Source organism: Paracoccus sp. (in: a-proteobacteria), from assembly GCF_046462195.1.
Classification (GTDB): domain Bacteria; phylum Pseudomonadota; class Alphaproteobacteria; order Rhodobacterales; family Rhodobacteraceae; genus Paracoccus.
In genome coordinates this window covers 1-6560 of record NZ_JBKGUN010000192.1, presented here as the reverse complement: position 1 = coordinate 6560, position 6560 = coordinate 1, and the positions used below count along the sequence as shown (strand labels likewise).

At 64.6% G+C, this 6560-nt stretch carries 8 protein-coding genes; 4 read left to right on the top strand and 4 right to left on the bottom strand.

What is annotated here, in order from left to right; translation table 11 throughout:
- The 4 genes from ACLHHB_RS11780 to trpB all read left to right on the top strand — a co-directional run.
- A partial coding sequence (locus ACLHHB_RS11780) for a molybdopterin cofactor-binding domain-containing protein (protein ID WP_410218474.1) occupies nt 1–408 on the top strand: 408 nt, incomplete at its 5' end.
- On the top strand, nt 405–1136 hold the full coding sequence (gene xdhC, locus ACLHHB_RS11775; protein WP_410218473.1) for a xanthine dehydrogenase accessory protein XdhC: 732 nt from the start codon (nt 405–407) through the stop codon (nt 1134–1136). The genes ACLHHB_RS11780 and xdhC, both read left to right, overlap by 4 nt.
- Nucleotides 1124–2404: a guanine deaminase gene (gene guaD, locus ACLHHB_RS11770; RefSeq protein ID WP_410218472.1), complete on the top strand. Its 1281-nt coding sequence runs from the start codon at nt 1124–1126 to the stop codon at nt 2402–2404. Before xdhC ends, guaD begins: the two co-directional genes overlap by 13 nt.
- A 102-nt stretch (nt 2405–2506) precedes the next feature.
- Nucleotides 2507–3733, top strand: a complete 1227-nt coding sequence (gene trpB, locus ACLHHB_RS11765) for a tryptophan synthase subunit beta (protein ID WP_410218471.1) — start codon at nt 2507–2509, stop codon at nt 3731–3733.
- On the opposite strand, the gene ACLHHB_RS11760 is transcribed toward trpB, so the two are convergent.
- The 4 genes from ACLHHB_RS11760 to pth all read right to left on the bottom strand — a co-directional run bounded on the left by ACLHHB_RS11760 (nt 3734) and on the right by pth (nt 6446).
- On the bottom strand, nt 3734–4048 hold the full coding sequence (locus ACLHHB_RS11760) for a DUF4893 domain-containing protein (RefSeq protein ID WP_410218470.1): 315 nt from the start codon (nt 4046–4048) through the stop codon (nt 3734–3736). It abuts the gene before it with no gap.
- 255 nt (nt 4049–4303) lie between these two features.
- The gene (locus tag ACLHHB_RS11755) at nt 4304–4678 is read right to left on the bottom strand and encodes a DUF2237 family protein (protein WP_410218469.1); all 375 of its coding nucleotides are present in this window, start codon (nt 4676–4678) and stop codon (nt 4304–4306) included.
- 59 nt (nt 4679–4737) lie between these two features.
- Complete coding sequence (locus tag ACLHHB_RS11750; protein WP_410218468.1) at nt 4738–5748, bottom strand: DUF2332 domain-containing protein; 1011 nt, start codon at nt 5746–5748, stop codon at nt 4738–4740.
- A complete protein-coding gene (gene pth / locus ACLHHB_RS11745) occupies nt 5745–6446 on the bottom strand; it encodes an aminoacyl-tRNA hydrolase (protein WP_410218467.1) in 702 nt (233 codons plus the stop codon). Before pth ends, ACLHHB_RS11750 begins: the two co-directional genes overlap by 4 nt.
- Between the last annotated feature and the right edge of the window lie 114 nt (nt 6447–6560).

Here is a 6560-nt window from a genome sequence, read left to right as displayed (position 1 = left end):
CGCGCCGACATCCTGCATGACGTGGGCCGCAGCCTGAACCCTGCCCTGGACAAGGGCCAGGTCGAGGGCGCTTTCGTGCAGGGCGCCGGCTGGCTGACAACTGAGGAATTGTGGTGGGACAGCGAGGGACGCCTGCGCACGCATGCCCCCTCGACGTACAAGGTGCCGCTGGCCAGCGACCGGCCGCGCGTCTTCAACGTCAGGCTGGCCGACTGGTCCGAAGCCTCCGAGCGCACCATCAAGCGCAGCAAGGCTGTCGGAGAGCCACCGTTCATGCTGGGCATCAGCGTCTTCGAGGCGATCAACATGGCGGTGGCCTCGGTCGGCGGTTATCGCCAGCCGGCGCGTCTTGACACGCCTGCCACGCCCGAGCGCGTGCTGATGGCGGTCGAGCGGCTGCGGGGATGATCCGCATCCGGGTCATATCGGCGCGCGGCTCGACGCCGCGCGACGCAGGGACCGAGATGTTCGTGTCCTCGGACAGCACACAGGGCACCATTGGTGGCGGGCAACTGGAATACATGGCCATCGACCGCGCCCGGCAGATGCTGGCCCGGAACGAGGTCCAAGCCCGGATGGACATTCCGCTAGGTCCCGAAATCGGGCAGTGCTGCGGTGGCCGCGTCATCCTGGAACTGGATCGGAACGGCCCCACGGTCGTCGATCATCCGGACGCTCTGGTCTTCGGTGCGGGTCATGTCGGCCGGGCGCTGGCGCACGCGCTGCAGCCGCTGCCGGTCAACGTGACGCTGTTCGACAGCCGCCCCGAGGAACTGGCGCTGGCCCACGCCCCCACCCGCCTGACCGCGCTGCCCGAGGCCGAAATTCGCCGCTCGCGTCCCGGTGCGGCGGTCATCATCCTGACCCACGACCACGCCCTTGATTTTCTGCTGGCGGCCGAGGCACTGGCACGTCCGGACCTGTCCTATGTCGGCATGATCGGCAGCGCCACCAAGCGCGCACAATTCACCCGCTTTGCCACGGCACAGGGTCTCGATCCTGCGCCTCTGGTGTGTCCCATCGGCGGCGGCTTTTCGCGCGACAAGCGCCCCGAGGTCATCGCCGCCTTCACCGCCGCCGAACTGATGGCGCGCCTTACCGCCCCTTCTTCACAGAAAACCTCATGCAACAACTGATCCGGGGCCGCGTCCTCGACTTTTACGCCGATCCTGCCGACACGCAGGACAACCATCGCTTCTGGGAAAACGGTGCGATCCTGATCGAGGATGGCCGTATCCTTGCCGTGGGCGATCATGCCGACCTCGCGCAGGAAGGGCTGGTAGAGATTGACCACCGCCCGCATCTGATCCTGCCCGGCTTCATCGATCCGCATATTCACTTTCCGCAGTTGCAGGTGATTGCCAGCTGGGGTGCGCAGCTCTTGGACTGGCTGAACACCTATACCTTTCCCGAAGAGGCGCGTTTCGCCGATCCTGACCATGCCACGCGCATGGCAGGACTGTTCCTGGATCAGCTGACAACGCATGGAACGACAACGGCGGTGACGTTCTGTTCCAGCCACAAAGCCTCGGCCGAGGCCCTGTTCACAGCCGCGCATGCGCGTGACATGGCGATGGTGGCGGGCAAGGTCATGATGGACCGCAACGCCCCGCACGCAGTGCTGGACACGCCTCAACAGGGCCATGACGACAGCGCCGCACTGATAGCGGCCTGGCACGGCAGGGGCCGGCAGCGTTACGCGATCACGCCACGGTTTGCCATCACCTCCACTCCCGAACAGCTTGAAGCAACGGGGGCGCTGGTCCGCGACCATCCGGACTGCCACGTCCAGACCCATCTTTCCGAAAACCGCGAAGAGATCGATTTTACCTTAAGCCTTTATCCCAAGGCACGGGATTACTTGGATATCTATGAAAGCCATGGCTTGCTGTCGGACAGGCTGCTGCTGGGTCACGCGATCCATCTGGAACCGCGGGAAGTCGCGCGCATGGCCGAAACCGGCAGCCGCGCGGTCTTCTGCCCGACATCGAACCTGTTCCTCGGCTCGGGCCTGTTCGATGCGGACGGGCTGCGGGCGGCCGGGATCATCAGCGGCATTGCGACGGATGTCGGCGGGGGCACAAGCTGGTCGATGCTGCAAACCCTGAACGAAGGCTACAAGATCCTGCAGATGCGCGGGCAAAAGCTGCACCCGTTGGCGGCCTTCCACTGGGCGACACGCGGCAACGCGATTGCCTTGGGGATGGAAGACGAAATCGGAACCCTGGCGCCCGGCAGCGCTGCGGATCTGGTGGTGCTGGATGCTGGCGCGACACCGGCCATGTCCCTGCGCATGGAACGTGCCGAAACACTGGCCGAGGAGTTGTTCATCCTGCAGATCATGGGTGACGACCGTGCCGTGGCGCAGACCTATGTGGCAGGCCGGCCGCAGAAGGGCGGCTGATCGCCCCGCGGCTTGGGCTTCACCCTGCGGACGAAGAGGGCTAGAAGGGAAGGAACGGGGCTTTGCCCCACCTTCCCATTCCGACTGCAAGGGCGCATCCCAATGGCCGACGATCTGCTGAACAGCTTCACGACCGGACCCGACGAGCAGGGCCGCTTTGGCATCTATGGGGGCCGCTTCGTCAGTGAAACGCTGATGCCGCTGATCCTTGACCTCGAGGCTGAATACGAGCGCGCCAAAACCGACCCGGCGTTCTGGGCGCAGATGGACGACCTGTGGACGCATTACGTCGGCCGGCCGTCGCCGCTGTATTTTGCCGAACGCCTGACCCAGCATCTGGGCGGGGCCAAGGTCTACATGAAGCGCGACGAGTTGAACCACACCGGCGCGCACAAGATCGACAATGTGCTGGGTCAGATCCTGCTGGCGATCCGCATGGGCAAGACCCGCATCATCGCGGAAACCGGCGCGGGTCAGCATGGCGTCGCCACCGCCACGGTCTGCGCGCGGTTCGGTCTGAAATGCGTCGTCTTCATGGGCGCCCATGACGTGGAGCGCCAAGCGCCGAACGTGTTCCGCATGCGCCTGCTGGGGGCCGAGGTCGTGCCTGTTTCCAGCGGCCGGGGCACGCTCAAGGATGCGATGAACGACGCGTTGCGCGACTGGGTCACCAACGTGCGCGACACGTTCTACTGCATCGGCACGGTTGCGGGTCCGCATCCTTATCCGGCGATGGTCCGCGACTTTCAGTCGATCATCGGCAAGGAAGTGCGCGAGCAGATCATGCCGCGCGAAGGGCGGCTGCCCGACACGGTCGTGGCGGCCATCGGCGGCGGCTCGAACGCGATGGGGCTGTTCTATCCCTTCCTCGATGACAAGGATGTCCACATCATCGGCGTCGAAGCGGGCGGCAAGGGGGTTGATGACCGGATGGAGCACTGCGCCAGCCTGTCCGGCGGGCGCGCGGGAGTTCTGCATGGCAACCGCACCTATCTGCTGCAGGACGACGAGGGGCAGATCCTGGAAGGCCACTCGATCAGCGCGGGTCTGGATTATCCCGGAATCGGTCCGGAGCATGCGTGGTTGAAGGACATGGGTCGTGCCGAATATGTCAGCATCACCGACGCGGAGGCGTTGGAAGCGTTCCAGCTGTGCTGTGCGACCGAAGGCATCATCCCTGCGCTGGAGCCCAGCCACGCCTTGGCTCATGTGATGAAGATCGCGCCCGATCTGCCGGCCGACCATATCATCGTGATGAACATGTGCGGCCGGGGCGACAAGGACATCTTCACTGTTGCCAAGCACCTCGGCTTTGACATGAAGATCTGATCAACGCGTCAGCAGCAGGACGTTCAGCTCTGATTCCAGCAGCGGCAGGGGCAGAAGAAGACGGGCGGTGTCGCTGCCCGTCACCTCGATCTCCGGGATCATTTGCGGCGTGGCGGATGGGTCGGTTTCAGGCGGCAGATCTGCATAAGGGTACGGCGTTTCGCCTGTTACATAGGCAGTTCCGACATAAACAGGCTGCCCGTCCAGCATCCCCAATGTGCCGGTCATGCGCTGCGAGCCCGTCCGCTTCTCGAACTGCCCGTTTAAGGATGCGGCACGGAAAGGGCCGATAAACCACCAACGGCAGGTTGCCATCCTGCTCAGCATCCGGCAGAACCAGTCGCGCGAAAGGCCTGTGCCTGCTCCGTGGCAATAGGTCTGCCGGCAAGGCCATCCACCAGAACCTCGTGATCCTAGGGACTGCCATGGTCCAGCCCATTGCGCAGGTGCGGCCTGCAACCTCGTCCAGTTGCTGAAGCCTTGCGGTCATCCGCACGAATCACGCCGTTCAGGTCAGGATCGAACGCCACGGCCGGCCCGGCAGCCATAAGTGCAGCCAGCGCCAGCAGCCTAGCCTGCATCTGTTTGCGCATGACGCTTCAAAAGCTCCAGGGGCACGATGTCCAAGGCGCGCCTGTGCGTCGCCTCCAGCACGACGGCAGGGGCGGCGAACTCCTGGGCCGCCTGCAGAAAACGTGCGGCGCAGAGGCACCACTTGTCGCCGGACTTGAGTCCCGGAAACCCGAATTCCGGGCGCGGCGTCGTCAGGTCGTTGCCCAGATATCGCGACATGGCCAGGAATTCATCCGTCAGGATCACGCAGACCGTGTGGCTGCCCCGATCCTCGGGCCCGGTGTCGCAACAGCCATTGCGATAAAATCCGGTTAAAGGCCGGGTCGAGCAAGGCTGCAGTTCCCCGCCAAGAACATTGATCGAGACCTCCATGGCGTTCCTCCCTTTTCAACAGCCTATGCTGCCGTGGGCCCACACGAAAGGGGCCTGTCTCACAAGGGCCGGGGGTGCCAGTCGATCCAGCGCCCGTGGAAGTCGGCGCGCCCCAGCAACCACTGTCGCGTCCTGCCGTCCCAGAACGACAGGCGCAGTACGGCGCCCTCACCGCCATCACCCTCCATCTCGACATGGGCTAGGGGGGCATCGGGCGTCGCGCGTGCGGCCGCACGGGCAAAGACTGAGTCACAGGCCGCAACGGTGTCCCGGGGAAAATATTGCGCGGCGATTGTGTGAAAGACCATGGTGACCTGACCCTGCACCGGGTCCTGCAACTGCTGCGCCAGCCAGGCACCCGCGTCACCCTGATCGACGGGCGGAGGATCTGCCTGCGCAAGCGCCAAGGCAGCGCGCAACCGTGCCAAACGGTCGGACTGGTCCGCCCAGCAATAGGCCATCAGCCGCAGCGCATCGCGGGCAGGGTCCAGCGGATTCAGGTCCACGCCCCTTCGGCTGGCCACGCGAATCGATCCTTGTGGCATCGCGCCGCGCCAGTCGGGCGTCAGCGACACCCCCTGATCCTGCGGCCCAAGATGATAATGGTCGAAATAAAGGTTCAAGCCTGCCGATGCGCCCAACTCCAGCAGACGCAAGGGCAGGGGCGACAGGTCCGAAAGAAAGCGCGCCGCGCCGATCAGCGCGGCTGAACGCGCGACTTCGTTGGTTTGCGGCGGGCTGTCGAGCCATGGCAGGATGCTGTCCTGATGCCGGCGCAGGATGTCGACCAGAAGATCGGTCGGTGCCTGGCCATCGGCATAGGCCCGGGCCAGATCGGGTGCAGCATCCGTCAGGACCAGTGCATGCAGCGCGCCGCACAGGCGCAACGGGACGGAATCGGCGCGGCTGGACGGATCGCCGGGCCAAGCCAGAACGCCCGCGGCAACGGCGCCCTGTTCGGGTTGCAACCCTTCGCCCAATGCTTCACAAACCTGCGCCGTTAACGGAGAGCCGAGGTCGCGGCAGGATTGGGCCTGATCGCGGAACGCCTGGCGCACGGCCTGTGTCACTTGAAGCGATCCGTCAACGCCCGCAGACGATCGGTAAAATTGGTAGGCTCGCCGTCTGGCGCATCGGGCAAGGGGGACGGTGCTGCGGGCGTGGTTGCTGTCTTTGGGGCTTCGGTCCCGCTATTGCGCGCCGGTGCCGTCCGGGCCGCGACGGCATTCTGAAACCGTCCGCCATCCCCTGCGGCCAAGGCCGCTGCGCCGTCTGAAATGCCTCGCAAGAGATCGTCCAGCCAGTCCTGATCGGCCTTGGCAAAATCCGACAGCACATAAGGAGCCACCTTGTCCTTGTGCCCCGGATGCCCGATGCCCAGCCGCACGCGGCCATAGTCAGCGCCGACATGCTGGTGGATCGAGCGCAGACCATTATGCCCTGCATGCCCGCCCCCCTGCTTGACCCGGCACTTGCCGGGTGCGAGGTCCAGTTCGTCATGCAGCACGATCACGTCGGCGGGCGAAAGTTTCAGATAGCGCATTGCCTCGCCCACGGGCTGGCCCGACAAGTTCATGAAGGTCTGCGGCTTGAGCAGCGTCACCCGCAAGTCCCCGAGCCTGCCTTCCGAAACCAAGGCTTGGAACCGTGACCGCCAAGGTCCAAAGCCGTGGTCGTCGGCAATGCGATCCACCGCCATGAAGCCGACATTGTGACGATTTGCCGCATATTTCGCACCCGGATTTCCCAGTCCGACGATCAGTTTCACATGCCTCTCCTGCCTGACCACGCACGGTTGCGCGGGTCGATTTGCGATCCATCCCTTGCGGCTGACCTTGCCGGTTACTAAGACTCTGTCAACCTATCGCGGCTAAGACAGGGG

What these genes read in the sequence shown, in the direction of transcription:
- xdhC (WP_410218473.1), top strand. Translation starts at nt 405, where the DNA reads ATGATCCGCATCCGGGTCATATCGGCGCGCGGCTCGACGCCGCGCGAC.
- guaD (WP_410218472.1), top strand. Translation starts at nt 1,124, where the DNA reads ATGCAACAACTGATCCGGGGCCGCGTCCTCGACTTTTACGCCGATCCT.
- trpB (WP_410218471.1), top strand. Translation starts at nt 2,507, where the DNA reads ATGGCCGACGATCTGCTGAACAGCTTCACGACCGGACCCGACGAGCAG.
- ACLHHB_RS11760 (WP_410218470.1), bottom strand. Translation starts at nt 4,048, where the DNA reads ATGGCAACCTGCCGTTGGTGGTTTATCGGCCCTTTCCGTGCCGCATCC.
- ACLHHB_RS11755 (WP_410218469.1), bottom strand. Translation starts at nt 4,678, where the DNA reads ATGGAGGTCTCGATCAATGTTCTTGGCGGGGAACTGCAGCCTTGCTCG.